Origin of the sequence: Streptomyces sp. NPDC005374, assembly GCF_042872225.1 — a bacterium.
Taxonomy (GTDB): domain Bacteria; phylum Actinomycetota; class Actinomycetes; order Streptomycetales; family Streptomycetaceae; genus Streptomyces.
Genome location: NZ_JBIAKA010000003.1, coordinates 183601 through 201274, shown reverse-complemented (window position 1 = coordinate 201274; position 17674 = coordinate 183601). Strand labels below are relative to the sequence as shown.

Sequence of the window (17674 nt, the reverse complement as noted above, 5' to 3'; positions counted from 1 at the left end):
TCACGGCTCGTCCACAGATGGGCAACGACGGGATCAGCGGCGGGAGGCAAGCCGTTGCTACGGGTAAGCCGCCTGCCAACGGGGCCGACGGTCCCGTACGGCCCGCCGGATGCCTCTGCCGACGGCGCCGTACCATTCATACGGTTGAAAGCAGGACAGCCTGCTCATGAACGGAACCGCCTTGCAAGATCGCCCCTCAGCCTCCGCCTCCTGGCGCATCGCGCTGCCGCACTCCGCCGCGGCCGTGCCCGTGGCGCGCACTCTGGTCCGCACCGCGCTGGCCGAGCTGGAGCACGGGGCGGACAGCGACACCGCGGAGCTGCTGACGGCCGAGCTGGTGGCGAACGCCGTGGAGCACACGGCGGGCGACACCCCCATAGAGCTCGTGGTCGAGCTGCTCCCCACCGGCTGTCAGGTCGAGGTGCACGACCCGGACCCGGCACCCCCGGGCCATCTCACCCAGCCGGACACCCAGGACCCGGACCCCTGGCAGGAACACGGCCGCGGCCTCCTGCTGATCCGCGCCCTCAGCTCGTCCTGCGGCCACCGGCCCACAGAAACGGGCAAGGCGGTGTGGTTCAGGCTGCCATCAGTACCTCAGCAATGGCGCCCGGCATGACCCAACCCACCCAGGGGCGCGGGGCTGTGTTGAATGTGCGGCTACCGTCGCGCGGGCGCGACCAGCCCCCACCGGCCCGCGCCCGACAGTGAACCGACTACGCCAGTGTCGCGACCAGCACGGCCTTGATCGTGTGCAGCCGGTTCTCCGCCTCGTCGAACACCACCGAGTGCGCCGACTCGAACACCTCGTCCGTGACCTCCAGGGACTCCAGGCCGTGGGTCTCGAAGATCTCCTGCCCCACCTTCGTACCGAGGTCGTGGAAGGCCGGCAGACAGTGCAGGAACCTGACGTCCGCGTTGCCGGTCGCCCGCAGCACGTCCATGGTCACGGCGTACGGCGACAGGGCGGCGATCCGCTCGTCCCAGACCGCCTTCGGCTCCCCCATGGACACCCAGACGTCCGTGGCGACGAAGTCGGCCCCCCGCACCCCCTCCTCCAGTGACTCCGTGAGGGTGACGCGGGCCCCGCTGTCCGCGGCGAGCGCGCGGGCCCGCTCCACGACGTCCTGCGCGGGCCAGTAGGTCTTCGGGGCGACGATCCGCACATCCATGCCGAGCAGCGCGCCGGTGATCAGGTAGGAGTTGCCCATGTTGAACCGGGCGTCACCGAGGTAGGCGAAGGCGATCTCCCGGACCGGCTTGGCGGTGTGCTCGGTCATCGTCAGCACGTCGGCCAGCATCTGCGTGGGGTGCCAGTCGTCGGTGAGCCCGTTGTACACCGGGACGCCGGCGTACGCGGCGAGCTCCTCCACCTTGTGCTGGCTGTCCCCGCGGTACTCGATCCCGTCGTACATCCGGCCGAGCACGCGCGCGGTGTCCCGTACGGACTCCTTGTGCCCTATCTGCGAGCCGGACGGGTCCAGGTAGGTCGTCGAGGCCCCCTGGTCCGCCGCCGCGACCTCGAACGCGCAGCGCGTGCGCGTCGAGGTCTTCTCGAAGATCAGCGCGATGTTCTTCCCGCTCAGGTAGCGCGTCTCGGCGCCTGCCTTCTTGGCGGCCTTCAGCTCGGCCGCCAGTTCGATCAGGCCGAGGAACTCCTGCTCGTTGAAGTCGAGTTCCTTGAGGAAGTGGCGCCCGGCGAGGGCGGTCGGGACAGTCGCCATGGGGGCGCTCCAGAGGTACGTGAACAGACTGACCCTTGGAAGTCTATACGACGTTCAGCATTTATATACAGCCCGCTGTACGACTATGCGTTCACGTGTTCCCTACGGCGGCTCACATCCCCTCCCCCTATACGGCCTCCCGCTCCACCGGACAGCTCATGCAGCGCGGCCCGCCCCTGCCCCGCCCCAGCTCGCTACCCGGGATCTCGATGACCTCGATGCCCTGCTTGCGCAGATGGGTGTTGGTGGTGGCGTTGCGCTCGTAGGCGACGACGACACCCGGCTCGACGGCGAGGACGTTGCAGCCGTCGTCCCACTGCTCGCGCTCGGCCGCGTGCACGTCCTGGGTGGCGGTCAGCACACGGACCGCGTCGAGCCCGAGCGCGGCGGCGATCGCGCGGTGCATGTGCTCCGGCGGGTGGTCGGTGACCTTGAGCTCCTTGTCGTCGACACCCGGCTCGATGGTGTAGGAGCGGAGCATGCCGAGCCCGGCGTACTGGGTGAAGGTGTCGCCGTCGACCATCGTCATCACGGTGTCGAGGTGCATGAAGGCCCGCCGCTTGGGCATGTCCAGGGCCACGATCGTCTGCGCGGACCCCTCGGCGAAGAGCTTGTGCGCGAGCATCTCGACGGCCTGGGGCGTGGTCCGCTCGCTCATGCCGATAAGGACGGCACCGTTGCCGATGACGAGGACGTCCCCGCCCTCGATGGTGGACGGGTAGTCGGCCTGCCCTTCCGACCAGATGTGGAACGTCTCGTCCCGGAAGAGCGGATGGTGCCGGTAGATCGCCTCGAAGTGGACCGTCTCGCGCTGCCTGGCCGGCCAGCGCATGGCGTTGACGGAGACGCCGTCGTAGATCCAGGCCGAGGTGTCACGGGTGAAGAGGTGGTTGGGGAGCGGGGCGAGCAGGAAGTCGTCGAGGTCCATGACATGGAAGCGCACGGAGGTCGGCTCCGGATGCGCGTCCAGGAACTCCCGCTTGGTCATGCCGCCGACCAGGGCCTCCGCGAGTTCCCCGGCGGGCAGCGTCTCGAAGGAGGCCCGGAGATGGTCGGTGGCCAGCGGACCGTACTCCTTCTCGTCGAAGACGCGGTCCAGGACGAGGGACCGGGCCGCCGGTACCTCCAGGGCCTCGGTGAGCAGGTCGCCGAAGAGATGGACGGCCACGCCGCGGTCGCGCAGTACGTCCGCGAAACCGTCGTGCTCGGCGCGCGCCCGGCGCACCCACAGCACGTCGTCGAAGAGCAGTGCGTCCTTGTTGCTCGGGGTGAGCCTTTTGAGCTCGAGATCCGGCCGGTGAAGGATGACGCGGCGCAGCCGCCCGGCCTCGGAGTCGACATGGAATCCCATGCCCCCATCCTGACCAACCGAAGGCGTCTTGACCCCTCCGTTCGGCCGGATTCCTCATTGTCGTCCTCTTGACGATAAACGGGGCGGCCGGTTATCGTCTTCGAGACGAAAAGAGGACGTTCGATGGCCGACATCACCCGGCGCCTCGGCTGGCGCCATCTGCGCGGCGCACCCACGGCGCACATCCGGCACCACCGCGGCGGCACACTGCTGCACGACGGCCCCGGACTCAGCTTCTGGTACCGCGCACTGACCGCCGCACTCTCCGAAGTGCCGGTCGACGACCGCGAGTTGGCCATGACGTTCCACGCCCGTACGTCCGACTTCCAGGACGTCGCGGTGCAGGCCACGGTGACCTACCGGATCGACGACCCGGCACTGGCCGCCGCCCGGCTGGACTTCTCGATCGACCCCGACACCGGAGTGTGGCGGGGCGCCCCGCTGGAGCAGCTCGGCTCACTGCTGACGGAGACGGCCCAGCAGCACGCGCTGGACGTCCTGGCCCGTACGCCGTTGTCGTCGACCCTGGTCGACGGTGTGGCGGCGGTGCGCGAGCGGATCACGGCAGGGCTTGGCACCGAGCCCCGGCTGCCGGCCACCGGCATCGAGGTGGTCGCCGTACGCGTGATGGCCCTGCGCCCCGAACCGGAGGTCGAGCGGGCCCTGCGCACCCCGGCCCGCGAACAGATCCAGCAGGAGGCCGACCGGGCGACGTACGAACGCCGTGCCGTGGCCGTCGAGCGGGAACGGGCCATCGCCGAGAACGAACTGGACAGCCAGATCGAACTCGCCCGCCGGGAAGAGCAGTTGGTGGACCAGCGCGGCACCAACACCCGCCGGGAGGCCGAGGAGCACGCGGCCGCGGACGCGGTACGGGCGGAGGCGGAGGCGACCCGGTCGGTACGGCTCGCCCGCGCGGAGGCCGAAGGAGTGCGCACGGTGGGTGACGCCAAGGCCCAGGCACAGGCCGCCTGGCTGCGGGTGCACGCCGACGTCGACGTCGCCACGCTGCACGCCCTCACCGGCACCCGGTTCGCGGAGAACCTGCCGCACATCGACAGCGTGACGATCTCACCTGACGTGCTGACGGGACTGCTGGCCAAGCTGGGCGCGCGGGAGCCGGAATGAGTCTCGCGCCGCGGGCCGTCCTGGTCCACCGCACCACGGAGTACGAGGAGTTGGTGGCCCACCACGGCACCCACGGCCAGGCCGCCTTCTTCCTCGCCACCCGGGGCCGGGACATCGAGGAGGTCGCCGAACGCCACCACCGCACCCGGCGCGCGCTCGCCGAGGTGACCGCGGCGATCCCTCTGACGTGGCGTCAGGCACGGGTGGAACGCACGGACCTGGACCGCTTCCTGTTCGCGCCCGAGGACGTCGTGGTGGTGGTCGGGCAGGACGGTCTGGTGGCGAACGTGGCCAAGTACCTCTCCGGGCAGCCGGTGTTGGGCATCGACACGGAACCCGGCCGGAACCCGGGTGTGCTGGTACGGCACCGCTCGCGGGACACGGCGGAGTTGCTGGCGGTGGCCGGTGCGAGCGTCGACGAGTTGACGATGGTCGAGGCCGTCGCGGACGACACCCAGCGGCTCGTCGCGCTGAACGAGATCTACCTGGGCGCCGCCGGTCATCAGACCGCCAGATACCGCCTGGGCCTGGAGGGCGACGGGGGTGTCGTCGAGGCCCAGGCTTCTTCCGGGGTGCTGGTGGGGACGGGGACCGGAGCCACCGGCTGGCTCCGGTCGGTGTGGCAGGAACGGGGCGGCGGCCTGCCGCTGCCCCGTCCGACGGAGGAACGCCTGCTCTGGTTCGTCCGGGAGGCGTGGCCGTCCCCGGCCACCGGCACGACCCTGACCGCCGGCGAACTCCCCGCCCCCACCCGCCTCCGCCTCACCGTCGAATCCGAACGCCTCATCGCCTTCGGCGACGGGATGGAGGCGGACGCGGTGGAACTGACGTGGGGGCAGACGGTGGAGGTGGGGGTGTGTGGGGAGCGGTTGCGGCTGGTGGGGTGAGGGGTGACCTGCCCGTCACTCCTCCCCCTCGCACCCGTGGCTACAGCCGCGGGTCCACCGGCTCCGACTCCAGCGCCAGCACCCCGAACACCGCCTCGTGCACCCGCCACAGGGGCTCGCCCTCGGCCAGCCGGTCCAGGGCCTCCAGGCCGAGCGCGTACTCGCGGATCGCGAGCGAGCGCTTGTGGTTGAGGAACCTCCTGCGGAGGCGGCCGAGATTCTCCGGGCGGGTGTACTCGGGACCGTAGATGATCCGCAGGTACTCCCTGCCCCGGCACTTGATGCCGGGCTGGACCAGACGGCCCTCCGTGCTGCGGACCATCGCGCCGAGCGGTTTGACGACCATGCCCTCGCCGCCTCGGCCGGTCATCTCCAGCCACCAGTCGACGCCCGCCCGGACGGACTCCGGGTCACCGGTGTCGACGTACAGGCGCCGGGTGGTCTGCAGCAGGCCGGTGCCGTCGTGCTCCACCAGCCTGTCCAGCAGGGCCAGTTGCTCGTCGTGCGGGAGCGCGGCGAGGCTGCGGCCCTGGACCGCGAGGATCTGGAACGGTGCCAGGCGGACACCGTCGAGACCGTCCGTGCTCCAGCAGTAGCGGCGGTACGCGTCGGTGAACGCGCCTGCCGCGTCGGCCCGTTCACGCTGGCGGGCCAGCAGGTCGCTCACGTCGACACCCCGGTCCGCCGCACCCCGGAGCGCGGCCAGCGCACCCGGGAACACCGCGCCGGACGCGGCGCCGACGGCGGCGTACTGCGACCGCAGCAGGCCGAAGGCCTTCAGCGACCACGGCATCAGCTCCGCGTCCAACAGCAGCCAGTCCGTGTCGAGTTCGTCCCACAGACCGGCCTCGCCGACCGCCGTCCGCAGCCGGTCCAGGATCGTCTCCGTCACCGACGCGTCGTCGAAGAACGGACGGCCGGTGCGCGTGTACAGCGAGCCGGTCGGACCGTCCACGCCGAAGTGCTTGCCAGCCGCCTCCGCGTCCCTGCACACCAGGGCCACCGCCCGCGAGCCCATGTGCTTCTCCTCGCACACGACCCGCGCGACACCGTCCTCGGCGTACTGCGCGAACGCCTCGGCCGGGTGCTCCAGATAGCCCTCGACGTGGCTGGTGGCCGTCGGCGCCATCGTCGGCGGAAGGTACGGCAGCAGCCGCGGGTCCACCGCGAAGCGGCTCATGACCTCCAGGGCCGCCGCCGCGTTCTCCTCGCGGACCGCGACCCGGCCCGCCTGCCGGGTCTCCACGGCCCTGCGGCCGTGCACGTCGGCCAGGTCGAGCGGCCGGCCGTCGTGCCCGCCGGGGGCCTCCGACCTCAGCGGCTTGACCGGCTCGTACCAGACCCGCTCCGCCGGTACTTCGACCAGCTCACGCTCGGGCCAGCGCAGCGCGGTGAGTTTGCCGCCGAAGACGGCGCCGGTGTCGAGGCAGATGGTGTTGTTGAGCCAGGTCGCCTCCGGGACCGGGGTGTGGCCGTAGACGACCGCGGCCCTGCCCCGGTACTCCTCCGCCCACGGGTAGCGCACCGGCAGCCCGAACTCGTCGGTCTCACCGGTGGTGTCGCCGTACAGCGCGTGCGAGCGGACCCGCCCCGAGGTGCGGCCGTGGTACTTCTCCGGCAGACCCGCGTGGCAGACGACCAGGCGGCCGCCGTCGAGGACGTAGTGGCTGACGAGCCCGTCGATGAACTCCCGTACCTCGGCCCAGAACTCGTCCGGGACGCTCTCCATCTGCTCGATGGTCTCCGCGAGGCCGTGGGTGTGCTGGACCTTGCGGCCCTTGAGGTAACGGCCGTACTTGTTCTCGTGGTTGCCCGGTACGCACAGCGCGTCGCCCGACTTGACCATCGACATCACCCGGCGCAGTACGCCCGGGCTGTCCGGGCCCCGGTCGACGAGGTCGCCGACGAAGACCGCGGTACGACCCTCGGGGTGGACGCCGTCGGCGTAGCCCAACTTGCCGAGCAGGGTCTCCAGTTCGGCGGCGCAGCCGTGGATGTCGCCGACGATGTCGAAGGGGCCGGTGAGGTGGGTCAGGTCGTTGAAACGCTTCTCGGTGACGACGGTGGCGTGCTCGATGGCCTCCGTCCCGCGCAGGACGTGCACCTTGCGGAAGCCCTCGCGCTCCAAGTGGCGGATGGAGCGCCGCAGTTCGCGGATGTGCCGCTTGATGACCCGGATCGGCATGTCGGCCCGGTCGGTGCGGCCCGCGTTGCGCTCGGCGCACACCTCCTCGGGCACGTCGAGCACGATGGCGATCGGCAGGACGTCGTACTGCTTCGCCAGGTCGATCAACTGCCGCCGGGAGTCCGACTGCACGCTGGTCGCGTCGACGACCGTGCGGCGGCCGGCGGCCAGGCGTTTGCCCGCGATGTAGTGCAGGACGTCGAAGGCGTCCTTCGTGGCGCCCTGGTCGTTCTCGTCGTCGGAGACCAGGCCCCGGCAGAAGTCCGAGGAGATGACCTCGGTCGGCTTGAAGTGCCGCCGGGCGAAGGTGGACTTGCCCGAGCCGGAGGCACCCACGAGGACGACGAGGGAGAGGTCGGTGACGGGGAGAGTACGTCCCGTGTGCTGGATCTCGGTCATGCCGCCTTCGCCTCCTTCTCGGTCCTGATCACGGCTGTGCTCAATTCAAAAACGGCCATCTGGGTGGGCGGCCCCACCTCGGGGTCGTCCGGTCCCACGGGCACGAACTCCACGTCGTACCCGTGCCGTTCGGCCACCGACCCCGCCCAGGCGCGGAACTCCTCTCGGGTCCACTCGAACCGGTGGTCGCCGTGCCGGACATGCCCGGCCGGGAGCGATTCCCAGCGGACGTTGTACTCGACGTTCGGGGTGGTCACAAGGACGGTCCGGGGGCGGGCCGCGCCGAACACGGCGTACTCCAGGGCGGGCAGCCAGGGCAGGTCGAGGTGCTCGATCACCTCGCTGAGCACGGCGGCGTCGTACCCCTTGAGCCGTTTGTCGGTGTACGCGAGCGAGCCCTGGAAGAGCTGGACGCGGGAGGCCATCCGCTCCCCCATGCGGTCCAGCTTGAGCCGACGGGAGGCGATGGTGAGCGCCCGCACCGACACGTCGACGCCGACGATCTCGGTGAACTTCGGGTCCTTGAGCAGTGCCTGCACCAACTGGCCCTGTCCGCACCCGAGATCGAGGACGCGCGCGGCACCGGCGGCGCGCAGGGCGTCGATGATCGCGTCCCGTCGCTGCACGGCGAGCGGGCTGGGCTTCTCCTCGGTCTCGGTCTCCGCCTCGACGGCGTTGTCGATGTCCTCGACCTCGCTGTCGTCGGTCTCGGCCAGCCGCACCAGTTCGAGGCGTTCCATGGCCTCGCGCGTTAGCGACCAGCGGCGGGACAGGTAACGGCTGGTGATCAGCTTCTGCTCCGGGTGCTCGGGCAGCCAGCCCTCACCGGCCCTGAGCAGCTTGTCGACCTCGTCGGAGGCCACCCAGTAGTGCTTGGCGTCGTCGAGGACGGGGAGGAGGACGTACAGATGACGCAGCGCCTCGGCGACGGTGAGCTGTGTGGACTCCAGTTCGAGACGGACGTAGCGCGAGTCGCCCCACTCCGAGAACTCGGTGTCGAGCGCGACCGGTTCGGCGGTCACCGTCCAGCCGAGCGGCTCGAAGAGCTGACGTACCAGTTCCGGACCACCGCGGGCCGGGAGCGCCGGCACCTCGATGCGCAATGGCCGTGCCTGCCCCGGGAGTTCGGGCCTGGCGCTGCACACCCCGCGCATCGCGCTGGAGAACACCGCGCTCAGCGCCACCGCGAGCAGCGAAGAGGCCGCGTACGGGCGGTCGTTGACGTACTGCGCGAGCGCCGCGTCGGGGGCGCCGCCGCGACCCTTGCCCTTGCCGCGCCTGACCAGCGCCACGGCGTCGACCTCCAGCAACAGCGCAGCCGTGCACCGCTGATCGTCCGCCTCGGGATACAGCACATGCGCCTTGCCGTAGGACGTGGAGAACGCCTGCGCCTTCCCGGGGTGCTTGTGCAGCAGGAAGCCGAGATCGGTGGCGGGACGCTCGGGAGTACCGGTGGTGGTGAGGGTCAGGAACACGGTTGACTGGCCTCGAAAATGGTCGGAGTACTGGTCTGAACTGCGAATACGCACACCGTACAGACCGGACATCGCCAGCACTCGGGAATTTTCACCAGGAGAGGCCTCACGTGACGGACACCGGCTCGGGCGCGCATCACATCGACACCGGCAAGCCGCATTCGGCGCGCATGTACGACTACTTCCTCGGCGGGAAGGACAACTACCCGGTCGACGCGGCGGCGGCCGACCAGGTGATCTCCCTCTTCCCCGCCGTGCGGGACATGGCCCGCACCAATCGCGCGTTCATGCAGCGCGCGTCCCGGCTGTCCCTCGTGGCGCTTCTGCATCTGGTGGCCGACGCGGACGAACCCCGCCGGATCGTGCGCGAGCTCCTCGAACCGCTGCCGCCGGGAAGCCACGTGATCCTCTCCCACGCGACCGGTGACTTCGATCCGGACACGTGGGAGCGCGTGGTCGAGGTGTACCGCCGGGGCGGTACGGCCGCGCAGGTGCGCTCGCGCGCGGAGTTCACCGGGTTCTTCGAGGGTCTCGAACCGGTGGATCCCGGCGTGGTGTTGGCCGCCGAGTGGCATCCCGGACTCGGTGAACCGCAGGGCGGCGCGGAGATACCGCTGTACGTGGGGGTGGGCCGCAAGCCGTGACGGCCGGTCCGGCGGATCGCCCCGCGCGTGGCTCGATCCGCCGGACGGTCGACCGGCCACCGTCGTGGGAACGTACGGCCGGGTCACGGTCGTACGGCGTTACGAGAGCTGTGACTGAACCTGGGCGCTGATGAGTTCCAGGTGGTCCAGGTCGTCGAGGTCGAGGACCTGGAGGTAGACCCGGCGCGAGCCCACGGCGGCATAGCGGCCGATCTTGTCCACGACCTCGGCCGGGGTGCCGGCCAGGCCGTTGGCCTTGAGCTCGTCGACCTCGCGGCCGATCACCGCGGCGCGGCGGGCGACCTCCTGGTCGTCCTTGCCGACGCAGACGACGAGGGCGTTGGAGAAGGTGATCGCGTCGGCCCCGCGGCCCGCTTCCTCGGCGGCGGCACGGACCCGGCCGAACTGGGCCTCGCTGTCCTCGACCGAGCCGAACGGCATGTTGAACTCGTCGGCGTAGCGCGCGGCGAGGCGGGGGGTGCGGGTGGCGCCGTGGCCGCCGATCAGCACGGGGATCTTGGCTTGGGCGGGCTTGGGAAGCGCGGGTGACTTGCTGAGGTCGTAGTGCTTGCCGTGGAAGTCGAAGGTCTCGCCGGGCTCGGTGGCCCACAGGCCGGTGACGATCTCCAGCTGTTCCTCCAGGCGGGGGAACTTCTCCTTCGGGAACGGGATGCCGTACGCCGCGTGCTCCTCCTCGAACCAGCCCGCACCCAGGCCCAGTTCGACCCGGCCGCCGGACATCTGGTCGACCTGGGCGACCTGGATGGCGAGGACGCCGGGCAGCCGGAAGGTGGCGGCGGTCATCAGGGTGCCGAGGCGTATGCGCTTGGTCTCACGGGCCAGGCCGGCCAGGGTGATCCAGGCGTCGGTGGGGCCGGGGAGGCCGTCGGCGTCACCCATCTTCAGATAGTGGTCGGAGCGGAAGAAGGCGTCGAAACCGAGGTCCTCGGTGGCCTTCGCGACGGTGAGGAGGGTGTCGTAGCTTGCGCCCTGCTGGGGCTCGGTGAAGATGCGGAGATCCATGTCTCCATCCTGCACGCAGGGGTGAACTGTGGCCACAGCGGTCCCTGTGGCCTCCCTGGCCCCTGGTCCCCGGGCGGGTGAAAATTCGCCGACGGGGCGCGGGAGGGGTGACCGTGCCAGTGACCGGGCCCTTTGGTGATCGTTGCTCGGGCGGAGCCGGCTTGTCGTCGCCGGTGCGTCATCCGTTACCCGCGCCGGCCCCTTCGTCGGGGCCTTGGGCCGAGGAGGCCGTCATGTCCGAAGAAACCGTGCCGCTGTCCGGGCAGCCGAAGGGATTGCTGCAGCAGATGGAGGAGTTGATGGCGTCGCTGAACGCGGATCTGTCGGCGTTGGACGCGGATCTGCAGTCGGCCGGGGGTTCGGCGGGGCGGGAGGTTGTCGAGGAGGAAGCCGTCTGAGGGTTCGGTCACCTGAGGGTCTGGGCCGCGGGTGGGTTCCGCTCACCCGGCGCCGGGTGGGTGCGGGTCCGGTGGGGGGCTCGTCGCGCAGTTCCCCGCGCCCCTGAGTGGGTGACGTCGGAGCGGGCCGGATGTCGGGTGGGTGCGGGCCCGGTGGGGGGCTGGCCGCGCAGTTCCCCGCGCCCCTGAGTCGGTGACCTCGAAACGGGCCGGATGTCGGGTGGGTGCGGGCCCGGTGGGGGGCTGGTCGCGCAGTTCCCCGCGCCCCTGAGTGGGTGACGTCGGAGCGGGACGGACGCCGGCTGGGTGCGGGCCCGGCGGGGGCTGGCCGCGCAGTTCCCCGCGCCCCTCAGACACCGGCTGGGTGCGGGCCCGGTGGGGGCTGGCCGCGCAGTTCCCCGCGCCCCTGAGTGGGTGACGTCGGAGCGGGCTCAGCTGGGCCCGGCCGGGGGTGCGGGGTTGTGACATGAGCGGCTCCACCGCGGGACGCAGCCGGCCCCCACCGAGCCCGCGGCCGAACACTCACCCCGCTTCCTGCTCCACCGCCACCTCCCCCCGGTCCGCCAGTCTTCGCAGCATCTCCAGCACCCGGTCCCGCGACTCGTCCGCCGCGTCGATCGCCTCCATGCACTGCCAGTACGTCGCTTCGTCGTCCGCCGCGCAGGCGAGACCGACCAGGGCTATGCCCACCTCGCCGAGGAGCCCACCGAGGCAGAGCAGGGCCTGGCGGGCATCGCCCAGGTCGGTGAGCTGGGCGGCCCGCAACTCCGCCAGGGCGATGTCGGGGCGGTCCAGGACACCGCAGCCACGGCCCGCGAGCTCGGTCAACCCGAGGGCCTCGCCCCGGAGTTCGGGTGGCCCGGCGACCGCGAGGCGACTCCCTATCGCCTGGGCCAGGGCCTGCGCCTGCCACACCTCGGCCATGACCTCGGGCGCCTCGCCGCCTCCGGCCAGGGCACGCCTGCTCGTCACGATGAGCCGCATCGCGTCCATCGGCTGCCCCCGTCTGTCGCGAACTCCCTTGTCCACTACCCAGAGTGAGGTCGCTCGGAACGAAAAGCCAGAGGTAGACGGAAATTTGTGGACAACGAATCGATTTCAGACCACCTTTCCCTCACGGAGAGTGAAAGAGGACTGAACCACTCCTCACGACACCGGAAACCTCCGCTCGTTCCGGTCGATCTTCGCGGCCAGCGCGGCCAGCGGATCGACTCCGAGCACCTCGCAGAACTGGAGCAGATACGCGAGCACGTCGGCGACCTCATCGGTGACGCGGTGCGCGGTGTCGGGGTCGTCCATGACCCGCGCCGACTCCTCGGGCGTCAACCACTGGAAGATCTCGACCAGTTCGGAAGCCTCCACGCTGAGGGCGGCGACGAGGTTCTTGGGGATGTGGTAGCGCTGCCAGTTGCGGGCCGCCGCGAACTCGACCAGCCGACGCTGCAGTTTCGCCACGTCGAGGGGTTGTTCTGCAAGGCCGTTCGGTTCTGCCACGCCGTTCCGGTCTGTCACGCCGTTCGCTTCTGTCGCGTCGAGGGGTTCTGTCACGTCGAGAGGTTCTGTCACGGCTCCAGGTGTACCACCGTGACGCCATCCGTCCCGGCCGCCCACGAGGCGTCGCTCACCGCGCCGACGAGCCGGATGTGCCCGCGCTCGCACATCCGCACGGCCAGCCCCAGCAGTTCGGCCCGCTGCCGTACGTCCAGCCCGCGGTCGAGGTTGTCGGCGAGCACGGTGAGCGTCTGCATCGCCGCGGGCACCTCGCCGGCCGGGTCGACCTCCAGCACACCGGGTCCGGTGAGCAGCACCAGCGCGAGGGCGAGGTACCGCAACTCGCCGTCGCCGAGCCGCTTCAGCTCCGTACGGCTGCCGTCGCCGCGGTCGAGCAGCGCCCTGACCGTGCCGGCGAGCAGGGGTTCGGCGAGGACGTCGGCGACGGGCCCCGCGCACCCGGCGCGCACTGCCGCGACGAGCTGCGCGTGCCGTCGGGCGCACTCCGCGCGGGTGCGCCACAGGACGTCGGCGAGGTTGTCGCAGCCGCCGAGCAGCCGTCCCGAGCCGGTCGGGACGGGCAGGCGCATGCGGCCGGGCCGCGGATCGCAGCCGAAGACGGAGCGCAGGGCGACGACCATCTGTTCGGCGGCGGCGAGGACGCGCCGCTGCCCGTCCGTCTTGCCGGCCACGCGCAGCGGCAGGAGTGCGGTGCCGAGTCGGTCGTCCGGGAGCGGGGCCCGGGTGACCGGCGCGGCCCCCGCGGTGTGCCAGGCGGCCTGCACGGTGCGACGGGAGGGGTCGCGCAGAGCGGTCTCCAGGAGCACGAGCCCGCCGGAGGTCAACCGCTCGCCCACGATGCGCAGTTCGGGCTCGGCCTGGATGGCGACGTCGAGCCGTACCGGCCCCTCGGGTCCGTCGGCCGTGCAGCCGATCCGGAAGCCGCGGCGGCGCTGCGCGTCGGGGCGGGCGCGGTCCGGGACGCAGGCGAGGGGGTCGAGGAACACCTCGGCGAGGCTCGCGCCGCCGCCGAGCCGCGCGAGAGCCTCGTACGCCCTGAGCGCGCTCGTCTTGCCGCCGCCGCTCGGTCCGGCGAACAGGGTCAGTGGCCCGAGCGGTAACCCGGCCCGCCGGTGCGAGGCGTACGCGGACAGCCGGAGTTCGGTGAGGCAGGGCCGGCCGGGACGGTGTTCACCGCCCGGTGACGACTCCGTGAGCGGAGGAGCCGGCTGGGCAGGCACCACGGAGGACGTGGAGGATGTGGGGGGTACACGCATATCCGGACCGTAGGACTCCGCAGGCAGGCGAACCGTTCCTGCCTCACGGCCTTCCTACGATCGAGCGAACCGCCCGGGGCTCAGGACCCCGGCATCCCCGCTCCCTCCATCAGCCCCGTCACCTCGGTCCCTGCCGGTGTCAGCAGGAACACGTTGCGGTCCACCCGGTGCATCCCGCTGGCCAGCCCGAACACGACGCCCGTACTGAAGTCGAGGACCCGCTTGGCGACGTCCGTCTCGGCGGCGGTGAGGTCGAGCAGGACCGGGATCCCCGCCATGAGCGTTTCGGCGACCTCGCGGGCGTCCGCGAAGACGCTGATCCGCAGCACGACGAAACGACGCCGGGCCTCGGTCTCGGCCTCCGGTACGGACCGGTGGTCGACCGCCGAGGGCCACGCGTCCCGCCCTCGCAACGGAACGACCTGGGCGAGCCCTTCCCACTGTTCATCGGTGACGTCGTACCTGTTCACCGGCTCCCCCGCTCCGACTCGCTTTCCATGCCTGCACCAGCCATTCTTACGCCAAGTCACCCGTTCGGCCCAACAGCGACACGGTGCGCGACGTCTCGGCGGCGCATCGAGCCGCCACCCATCATGACGAAAGGGTCTTACCGGGCTCACACCGGACTCTAGGCCTCCGGCGACACGCGCCTCACCGGGCCCCATTAGCGTCCGATGCCGTGCTCCTGACAGATACCCAGCTGTCGGAACCCGGCCGGCGGACCCAGCCGGCGGTGACCGCCGCCCCGGAACCCCCCGCCCAGTGGCATCGCGTCCTGACGCTGCTCGCGGACGTCAGCCTGCTCATCGGCACCCGCGAGGTGTGGACGCAGGCGGCCACGCACCGCCCTCTCGTGGCCATGGTGATCTCCGCCTGCTACGCCTCGATCCTCGTCTGCGGCGTACTGGCCCTGGTGGTGCGCGGCCGGCGGTCCCTGGCGCGCGTGGACCTGTGCGTGCTGGTGACCGGGCTGACGCTCGCCCTGTGCACGTTCGTCCTGTTCCACCGCGGCTCCGACGAGTCCGTCCTCACCGCCCAGGCGGCGCGCGAGCTGGTCGCCGGACACGGCGTCTACGGCAACCCCTGGCCGTGGCTCTTCGGCGGCCACGGCATCGCGCTGACCCCGACCGTGACGGGCGGCTACGACTACACGTACGGCTATCCCCCGCTCGCCCCGCTGCTGACCGCCCCCCTGCTGTGGCTCGGGCACGGCGGCCTGCCCGCCATAGCGATGAGCACCGGCGCGCTGCTCGTCGGCACGGTCGTGCTGTGGCGACTGCTGCCCGTGCCGTGGCGGTCGGCGGCGACCATGGTGTGCCTGGGATTCTCGATGATTCCCATGTACGGCAGGCTCGGCTACCCGGCGATCCTGGCGCTGGCCCTGCTGGTCCCGGTGGTGGTGCGCTGGCCGCGGATCGGGCGGGGCGGGCGACTGGGTGCGGCCGGGGTGGCACAGGCCGCCTGTCTGGGCGCCGCGTGCGCGGCGCAGCAACTGCCGTGGTTCCTGGCGCCGTTCCTGCTGGCCGGGATCTACGCCGTACGGCGCGGGGAGCTGGGGGCGCGGGCGGCGGCCCTGGTGGTGCTGCGGCTCGCCGGGGTCGCCGTCACCGTATGGCTGCTGATCAACACGTACTTCGTCGTGAGTCAGCCGGTCGCGTGGTTCAAGGGGATCGCGCTGCCGCTGATCCAGGGCGCGGTGCTGCACGGCCAGGGCCTGGTGGGCGTGTCGTTGTACCTCACGAACGGCAGCGACCGGCTCGACTGGTACGGCTACGCGAGCCTGCTGCTGCTCGCCGGTCTGCTGGTGCTGTCCGTGCTGTTCGTGCGCCGGCTGGGGCCGGCGGCGACCGTGCTGCCGTGGCTGGCGTTCTGGCTGGCGACCCGTTCGCAGGACGGGTACTACCTGTTGATGACCCCGCTGTGGCTCGCGGCGGCGGTCACCGCGCCCGCGTCGGAGTTCGCCGGGGCCTGGCAGCCGTTCGAGGGCCGGCTCGGTGGCCCGGACCGGCGCCCCGCGCGGATCGCCGCGGCCGCCTTGCTGTTGAGTCCGGCCCTGGTGAGCGCGGCGCTGGCGGCCACCGGCTCACCGCCGCTGCGCATGGAGGTCACCGCGCTGCACCGTGACGCCCGCACCCTGTCCGGGCTGACCCTGCGCATCACCAACACCGACGACGACGCCCTCACCCCGCACTTCACGCTGACGCGGGGCCAGGGCATGTACCCGTACTTCGCAGTCCTGCGTGGGCCGGCGACCCTGCCCGCCCACGCGACGGCGACCTATGAACTGCGGCCGCCCGGCGGGACGTACGCCCTGCCGAAGCCGGGTCAGCGGATCCGGCTCCGGGTGTTCACGTCCTCGCCGCAGACACTGTCGAGCGCCTGGATCACGTTGCCGACGACGTGACGGGTCAGGCTGCCGACCGCTTGAAGCGGAGCGCGGCGGTGACCGTGGTCAGGCCGCGGATCATGCCCATCTGGTTCCAGCCCAGGCCGAAGTGGTCGCGGTCCACCGAGAACTGGGCGTTCAGCGTGACCGCGTCGGCGCTCACGTCGGTGAGCTGGGCGGTGAGGGACTGGGGGCGGCTGATGCCGCGCACGGTCAGCTGACCGATCACCTGCACCTGGTCGCCGTCCCGCAGTTCGGCGCTGCGCACCGCGAAGGTGATCTCGGGGTGGTTGGCGATGTCGAAGAAGTCGGCCCCGCGCAGGTGCTCGTCGCGCTTGGCGTTCTTGGTGTCGAGGGAGGCGGCGTCGATGGTCAGGGTGCCGAGGGCGGATCCGTCGGACCGGACCTCGCCCTGACCGTCCACGGTGGTGAAGGCGCCCTTCACCGTGACCAGACCCCACATCGTCTTGTGCTTCAGGGCGACGGTGGTGGCGGTCCGGTCGAGCTGCCAGGTTCCGGTTTCGACGGCGACGGTCATGATCTCTCGCTCCTGGGGGTGTCCGGACATGTCCGGGGACGTTCATGGACCTCTATAGTCCAAATTTGGATGACACCACGCTAGCCGATGCTCCAAATTTGAACAACAGATACACTGGAATCCATGGCCGACCAGTCCGAATGCCCCTCCCTGTCCGACGGGCTCCTCCCACCCGAGCTGCACGCCTGGATGCTGCTGCTGGCCGCGACGGGAGCCGTGGAACAGGAACTGCGCTCCGCCGTCAAGGAGGGGCTCGATGTCTCGCACGACGAGTTCCTGGTCCTGTGCCTGCTGGGCGCGCGCCCCGCGGAAGGGGTGCGCATGACGAAGATCGCGGAGCTCCTCGGCCGCCCCAAGACCCGGCTCACCTACCAGATCGCCTGCCTCCAGCACGCCGGTCTCGTCACCCGGAAGTCGGTGTGCGGCGACAAGCGGGGCGTCGAGGTGACCCTCACCGAGAAGGGCCGGCGCCTGCTGGCGGAGGCCTCGGGGAGCCTCGCGGCGACGGTCAAGGAGTCGCTGAACCGCTTCATGGGCGCCGACCAGCGCGAGGCCCTGCGCTCGCTCCTCCCCGATCTCGCCGTGGAGGCGCAGCCGGAGTAGGCAGGGCCAGGGCACTGGCCCTGACCGGAGCGGGCTTGGCAGGCCTGACTGCGGCAGCCGCGACAGCCCGGTACCTCCAGAACGAACGATGACTGGATCCCACCAGGGGCGCGGGGAACTGCGCGACCAGCCACGACGCCGCCGCACCCGCTGGACGACAAACCG

Annotated in this window: 17 protein-coding genes; 7 read left to right on the top strand and 10 right to left on the bottom strand. The window is 71.1% G+C overall.

The features are described from left to right. The first annotated feature begins 166 nt into the window (after positions 1 to 166). Positions 167 to 619 carry an ATP-binding protein gene (locus tag ACFYRX_RS09350; protein ID WP_389097737.1) on the top strand — a complete coding sequence of 151 codons (453 nt, stop codon included), beginning with the start codon at positions 167 to 169 and terminating at the stop codon, positions 617 to 619. 97 nt (positions 620 to 716) lie between these two features. Here the strand turns inward: ACFYRX_RS09350 and argF are convergent, their stop codons facing one another. Then, positions 717 to 1724, bottom strand: a complete 1008-nt coding sequence (argF, locus tag ACFYRX_RS09345) for an ornithine carbamoyltransferase (protein ID WP_389097736.1) — start codon at positions 1722 to 1724, stop codon at positions 717 to 719. A 127-nt stretch (positions 1725 to 1851) separates the two neighbouring features. After that, the gene (locus tag ACFYRX_RS09340) at positions 1852 to 3075 is read right to left on the bottom strand and encodes an arginine deiminase (protein ID WP_389097735.1); all 1224 of its coding nucleotides are present in this window, start codon (positions 3073 to 3075) and stop codon (positions 1852 to 1854) included. A gap of 123 nt (positions 3076 to 3198) precedes the next feature. Here ACFYRX_RS09340 and ACFYRX_RS09335 point away from each other — a divergent pair, with 123 nt between their 5' ends. Continuing rightward, entirely contained in the window at positions 3199 to 4203 is a 1005-nt protein-coding gene (locus ACFYRX_RS09335; RefSeq protein WP_389097734.1) for an SPFH domain-containing protein, read from the top strand. Next, positions 4200 to 5090, top strand: coding sequence for a hypothetical protein (locus ACFYRX_RS09330; protein WP_389097733.1), 891 nt, complete (start codon positions 4200 to 4202; stop codon positions 5088 to 5090). The genes ACFYRX_RS09335 and ACFYRX_RS09330 overlap by 4 nt, the downstream gene beginning before the upstream one ends. Positions 5091 to 5130: 40 nt before the next feature. Here the strand turns inward: ACFYRX_RS09330 and ACFYRX_RS09325 are convergent, their stop codons facing one another. After that, entirely contained in the window at positions 5131 to 7674 is a 2544-nt protein-coding gene (locus tag ACFYRX_RS09325) for a polynucleotide kinase-phosphatase (RefSeq protein ID WP_389097732.1), read from the bottom strand. Next, the gene (locus ACFYRX_RS09320) at positions 7671 to 9149 is read right to left on the bottom strand and encodes a 3' terminal RNA ribose 2'-O-methyltransferase Hen1 (RefSeq protein ID WP_389097731.1); all 1479 of its coding nucleotides are present in this window, start codon (positions 9147 to 9149) and stop codon (positions 7671 to 7673) included. The genes ACFYRX_RS09325 and ACFYRX_RS09320 overlap by 4 nt, the downstream gene beginning before the upstream one ends. 110 nt (positions 9150 to 9259) lie before the next feature. Here ACFYRX_RS09320 and ACFYRX_RS09315 point away from each other — a divergent pair, with 110 nt between their 5' ends. Further along, entirely contained in the window at positions 9260 to 9793 is a 534-nt protein-coding gene (locus ACFYRX_RS09315) for an SAM-dependent methyltransferase (RefSeq protein ID WP_389097730.1), read from the top strand. Positions 9794 to 9892: 99 nt separating this feature from the next. Here the strand turns inward: ACFYRX_RS09315 and ACFYRX_RS09310 are convergent, their stop codons facing one another. After that, positions 9893 to 10816 carry an LLM class F420-dependent oxidoreductase gene (locus ACFYRX_RS09310; protein ID WP_389097729.1) on the bottom strand — a complete coding sequence of 308 codons (924 nt, stop codon included), beginning with the start codon at positions 10814 to 10816 and terminating at the stop codon, positions 9893 to 9895. 233 nt (positions 10817 to 11049) lie between these two features. On the opposite strand from ACFYRX_RS09310, the gene ACFYRX_RS09305 reads away from it, so the two are divergent. Further along, entirely contained in the window at positions 11050 to 11214 is a 165-nt protein-coding gene (locus ACFYRX_RS09305; RefSeq protein WP_389097728.1) for a hypothetical protein, read from the top strand. 522 nt (positions 11215 to 11736) lie between these two features. Here ACFYRX_RS09305 and ACFYRX_RS09300 read toward each other — a convergent pair. The 4 genes from ACFYRX_RS09300 to ACFYRX_RS09285 all read right to left on the bottom strand — a co-directional run bounded on the left by ACFYRX_RS09300 (position 11737) and on the right by ACFYRX_RS09285 (position 14452). Further along, on the bottom strand, positions 11737 to 12207 hold the full coding sequence (locus ACFYRX_RS09300; protein WP_389097727.1) for a DUF6099 family protein: 471 nt from the start codon (positions 12205 to 12207) through the stop codon (positions 11737 to 11739). Positions 12208 to 12360: 153 nt separating this feature from the next. Then, entirely contained in the window at positions 12361 to 12726 is a 366-nt protein-coding gene (locus ACFYRX_RS09295) for a nucleotide pyrophosphohydrolase (protein ID WP_389097726.1), read from the bottom strand. 50 nt (positions 12727 to 12776) lie between these two features. Next, positions 12777 to 13982 (bottom strand): ATP-binding protein, encoded by a 1206-nt coding sequence (locus ACFYRX_RS09290; protein ID WP_389097725.1) that lies wholly within the window; start codon positions 13980 to 13982, stop codon positions 12777 to 12779. Positions 13983 to 14062: 80 nt separating this feature from the next. After that, complete coding sequence (locus ACFYRX_RS09285) at positions 14063 to 14452, bottom strand: cell division protein SepF (protein WP_328751100.1); 390 nt, start codon at positions 14450 to 14452, stop codon at positions 14063 to 14065. Between the two features lie 209 nt (positions 14453 to 14661). On the opposite strand from ACFYRX_RS09285, the gene ACFYRX_RS09280 reads away from it, so the two are divergent. Next, positions 14662 to 16386, top strand: coding sequence for a hypothetical protein (locus tag ACFYRX_RS09280; protein ID WP_389097724.1), 1725 nt, complete (start codon positions 14662 to 14664; stop codon positions 16384 to 16386). Between the two features lie 4 nt (positions 16387 to 16390). Here ACFYRX_RS09280 and ACFYRX_RS09275 read toward each other — a convergent pair whose 3' ends face one another. Continuing rightward, positions 16391 to 16906 (bottom strand): YceI family protein, encoded by a 516-nt coding sequence (locus tag ACFYRX_RS09275; protein ID WP_389097723.1) that lies wholly within the window; start codon positions 16904 to 16906, stop codon positions 16391 to 16393. Positions 16907 to 17029: 123 nt separating this feature from the next. Here ACFYRX_RS09275 and ACFYRX_RS09270 point away from each other — a divergent pair, with 123 nt between their 5' ends. Beyond that, complete coding sequence (locus ACFYRX_RS09270; protein ID WP_389097722.1) at positions 17030 to 17509, top strand: MarR family winged helix-turn-helix transcriptional regulator; 480 nt, start codon at positions 17030 to 17032, stop codon at positions 17507 to 17509. Positions 17510 to 17674: the final 165 nt, after the last annotated feature.

Excerpts from the sequence above, each read along its gene's own strand:
- ACFYRX_RS09350 (WP_389097737.1), top strand. The coding sequence starts at position 167 with ATGAACGGAACCGCCTTGCAAGATCGCCCCTCAGCCTCCGCCTCCTGG.
- argF (WP_389097736.1), bottom strand. The coding sequence starts at position 1,724 with ATGGCGACTGTCCCGACCGCCCTCGCCGGGCGCCACTTCCTCAAGGAA.
- ACFYRX_RS09340 (WP_389097735.1), bottom strand. The coding sequence starts at position 3,075 with ATGGGATTCCATGTCGACTCCGAGGCCGGGCGGCTGCGCCGCGTCATC.
- ACFYRX_RS09335 (WP_389097734.1), top strand. The coding sequence starts at position 3,199 with ATGGCCGACATCACCCGGCGCCTCGGCTGGCGCCATCTGCGCGGCGCA.
- ACFYRX_RS09330 (WP_389097733.1), top strand. The coding sequence starts at position 4,200 with ATGAGTCTCGCGCCGCGGGCCGTCCTGGTCCACCGCACCACGGAGTAC.
- ACFYRX_RS09325 (WP_389097732.1), bottom strand. The coding sequence starts at position 7,674 with ATGACCGAGATCCAGCACACGGGACGTACTCTCCCCGTCACCGACCTC.
- ACFYRX_RS09310 (WP_389097729.1), bottom strand. The coding sequence starts at position 10,816 with ATGGATCTCCGCATCTTCACCGAGCCCCAGCAGGGCGCAAGCTACGAC.
- ACFYRX_RS09305 (WP_389097728.1), top strand. The coding sequence starts at position 11,050 with ATGTCCGAAGAAACCGTGCCGCTGTCCGGGCAGCCGAAGGGATTGCTG.
- ACFYRX_RS09300 (WP_389097727.1), bottom strand. The coding sequence starts at position 12,207 with ATGGACGCGATGCGGCTCATCGTGACGAGCAGGCGTGCCCTGGCCGGA.
- ACFYRX_RS09290 (WP_389097725.1), bottom strand. The coding sequence starts at position 13,982 with ATGCGTGTACCCCCCACATCCTCCACGTCCTCCGTGGTGCCTGCCCAG.
- ACFYRX_RS09275 (WP_389097723.1), bottom strand. The coding sequence starts at position 16,906 with ATGACCGTCGCCGTCGAAACCGGAACCTGGCAGCTCGACCGGACCGCC.
- ACFYRX_RS09270 (WP_389097722.1), top strand. The coding sequence starts at position 17,030 with ATGGCCGACCAGTCCGAATGCCCCTCCCTGTCCGACGGGCTCCTCCCA.